Origin of the sequence: Kitasatospora nipponensis (genome assembly GCF_039528135.1) — a bacterium.
Classification (GTDB): Bacteria; Actinomycetota; Actinomycetes; order Streptomycetales; family Streptomycetaceae; genus Kitasatospora; species Kitasatospora nipponensis.
On the sequence record NZ_BAAALF010000276.1, the window covers coordinates 1 to 3381 of the forward strand.

General features: G+C 73.6%; 2 protein-coding genes. Both read left to right on the forward strand.

Annotated elements, in window-relative coordinates:
• The first annotated feature begins 856 nt into the window (after window positions 1-856).
• Window positions 857-1696 carry an SAM-dependent methyltransferase gene (locus ABD323_RS37995; RefSeq protein ID WP_344446667.1) on the forward strand — a complete coding sequence of 280 codons (840 nt, stop codon included), beginning with the start codon at window positions 857-859 and terminating at the stop codon, window positions 1694-1696.
• A 322-nt stretch (window positions 1697-2018) separates the two neighbouring features.
• Window positions 2019-3362, forward strand: a complete 1344-nt coding sequence (locus ABD323_RS38000) for a ricin-type beta-trefoil lectin domain protein (RefSeq protein WP_344446668.1) — start codon at window positions 2019-2021, stop codon at window positions 3360-3362.
• The last annotated feature ends 19 nt before the right edge of the window (window positions 3363-3381 follow it).

The following is a 3381-nucleotide window of genomic DNA, read 5'->3' on the forward strand; positions in this document are numbered from 1 at the left end:
GGCCGGGGCGGGTCCGCGGAAACGCAGAGGAGATGGGCAATGGAGTGCCTTCCCAGGGAGGTTGGGGTCGGCGTGCCCGTCGGGGGGTCGGGTCGTGTGGGGCCCGCACCGCCCGGCACGCCGTACCAGGACCGTGGTCGTGCGCGCTGAGCTGCTTCCGGGTCTTCCTCGTTCGTCTGTCGCCGGCCCGTGGGCACCGGCCGTGGGCACCGGCCGAGGGCACCGGCCGTGGGCACCGGCCGAGGGCACCGGCCGTGGGCACCGGGGCCGAGCGCCCCGCGCCGTCGGGCCGGGTTGCGCCGTCGCGCCGGATCGGGTCGCCGGCCGGTCGACCGTGCCGGTTGCTGTCAGATTCATGACAGCTGCCTTTCGCGGCCGCCCTCGTGACAGCAGCTGACGCCAGCAACGTAGCCGACTCGCCGAATGCCAGCAAGGCCCTTGCCAGAAAAGGGAGTTGGCAGACAACGGGAGCACCATGCACACCAGTGGCCGGCCGGGCTCGGGCGCCCTCGGGCCGGCACGGCGAGAGGCCGGCGAGCATGGCCCGCACGCCCGCCCCCTACGGGGAGGGCCGCCCCGTCCTCGGGGTGGACGAGTGCCGGGATCCGCTCGCCGGCAGCCCACGACAGTCGCGCGCAGCTGCCCGTTTCCTGGCCCTTCACGCGGTCGCCACCCCGCCTTCGGCCGACTTGTCGGCACGTCAGCACCCGTGGGAGGCTGGCGTGATCCAGAGCCGACGAGGCAGGATCGGGCAAGCCCGGACAGGACCGGGTGGGCCCGGGCAGGACCGGGTGGGCCCGGGCAGGACCGGGTGGGCCCGGGGAAAACGGGCCCAGAAAGACGGGGGAGGCGCGCAATGACGAAGGACGCATGGTCCTGGGTGGGCCGGGATGGCGCCTGGGAACCCGCCGCCATCGACACGACCGTGGCGCACTCGGCCCGGATGTACGACTACTGGCTGGGCGGGAAGACCAACTTCGCGCCGGACCGCGAACTCGGTGACGCCGTCGAGCGGCTCATCCCCACCATCCGCACGATGGCCCGCGAGAACCGGCGCTTCCTGGGTCGCGCCGTGCGCCACCTGGTGCACGAGCAGGGCATCGGCCAGTTCCTCGACATCGGCACCGGCATCCCCACCGAGGGCAACACCCACCAGGTGGCCCAACTCGCCGACCCGGCCGCCCGGGTGGTCTACGTCGACAACGACCCCATCGTGCTGGCGCACGCCCGTGCGCTGATGGACAGCACCACCGCCGGCCGCACCGCCTACCTGCACGCCGACCTGCGCGAGCCCAAGGGCATCCTGCACCACCGCGCGCTGCACGAGACCCTCGACCTGACCCGGCCGGTGGGCCTGATGCTGCTCGGCGTGCTGATGCTGGTGGCCGACGCGGACGACCCCTGGCAGCAGGTGGCCACCCTGCTCGAGGCGCTGCCACCCGGCAGTTGCGTCGCACTGACCCACGTCACGGCCGACTTCGACCCGCAGGCGGTGCAGGCCGTGGTGGACGCCGAGGACGAGGGGCGGATGACCCTGGTACCGCGCGACCGGGCCGCGGTGGGGCGGTTCTTCGCCGACTGGGAGTTGCTGGACCCCGGCATCGTGCCGGTGATGGCCTGGCGTCCCGACGGCACCCCGCCGGCCGACCCCACCGCCGCCTACTACTGGGCCGGCGTGGCGCGAAAGCGGTCCTGACGCACGCTTGACGAGCTTGACGAACATTGGCCTGGACCACATACTCCCAAACACGGTGCCCGGCGCACCCGTCCCCTCCCCCCGTCGCGCCGCCACCCGCCCACCACTCCTGTGCGACCCGACCGGACCCTCACCCCGCGGCCCCTCCCGCGCGGCCGATCGGGACTGCCCGTCGCTCCTGCGCCGCCGTCCCGACCACCCGTGCCCGCTCCCGGCCGACGCCTCCGTGCCCGGCCGACGCGGTGCGCCATCCGCCCGGTTCGCCGCCGGCCCCCACGAACCACCCACCCGGCGGCCGCCGTTGGATCCGAGGGAGACGCAGATGACCCCCGTACCGCTGCACCCGCATGCCCGCCCGGGCGTGCACCCGTTCCTGCGACGCTGTCGCCCGGTCGTGGCGGCGCTCGCCGCGGCCCTGCTCGCGCTGTTCGTGGCCGCGCCGGCCCCCGCGAGCGCCGCCACCGTGCCCGCGCCGCCCGCCGGTTGGACCACCGTCTTCAGCGACTCGTTCGCGGGCGCCGCCAACAGCCCGCCCTCCGCGGCGAACTGGACCTATGACACCGGCCCGGGCAGCAACTTCGGGACCGGCGAGATCGAGACCATGACCAACTCGACCGCCAACGTCCACCTGGACGGCAACGGTCACCTCGACATCACCGCCCTGCGCAACGGCAGCAGTTGGACCTCCGGACGGATCCGCACCCCGAACGCCTCGGTGGGCGCCCCGGCCGGCGGCAAGCTGGAGGTCGTCGCCTCGATCCAGCAGCCCGGCCCGGGCGCCGGCCAGGGGTACTGGCCGGCGTTCTGGATGCTCGGACCGGGCCAGTGGCCGGAGAACGGCGAGATCGACATCATGGAGGACGTCAACGCGCTCTCCCAGGTGGCCGGCACGATCCACTGCGGCACCTACCCCGGCGGCGTGTGCAACGAGGGCAACGGCATCGGCAGCGGCCTGCGCGCCTGCCCGGGCTGCCAGAGCGGCTACCACACCTACGCGATGATCCTGGACCGGACCAACACCGCCGCCGAGTCCATCACCTGGTACCTGGACGGCGCGGCGTACTTCAGCGTGACCGAGGGCCAGGTCGGCACCGGCACCTGGCAGCAGGCGTTCGACCACAACCTCTCGATCATCTTCGACCTCGCCATCGGCGGCGGCTTCCCCAACGGCGTCTGCGGCTGCACCACGCCGACCGCCGCCACCACCCCCGGCGCGAGCATGAGCGTGGGCTACGTCGCCGCCTACACCACCACCGGCGGCGGCTCCAACCCCGGTCCGGGCGCGGGCGCGATCACCGGCTACGGCGGCCTCTGCCTGGACGACCGGTCGGCGAGCACGGCCAACTACAACCCCGTCCAGGTCTACACCTGCAACGGCACCGCCGCGCAGAACTGGTCCGTGGTGGCGGCCGGTTCCACCCTGCACGTGCTCGGCAAGTGCCTGGACGTCAACGCGGCGGGCACCGCGAACGGCACCGCGGTGGACCTCTACGACTGCAACAACACCGGGGCCCAGGTGTGGATCCCGCAGTCCGACGGGTCGCTGCTCAACCCGCAGTCCGGGCGCTGCCTGGACGACACCGGCTGGTCGACCACCGCCGGCACCCAGGTCGAGCTCTGGGACTGCACCGGCGGCGCCAACCAGAAGTGGCACCTGCCCTCCTGACCGCGAACGGCCCGGGGGG

Coding starts and splice junctions, on each gene's coding strand:
- ABD323_RS37995 (WP_344446667.1), top strand. CDS start 857: ATGACGAAGGACGCATGGTCCTGGGTGGGCCGGGATGGCGCCTGGGAA.
- ABD323_RS38000 (WP_344446668.1), top strand. CDS start 2,019: ATGACCCCCGTACCGCTGCACCCGCATGCCCGCCCGGGCGTGCACCCG.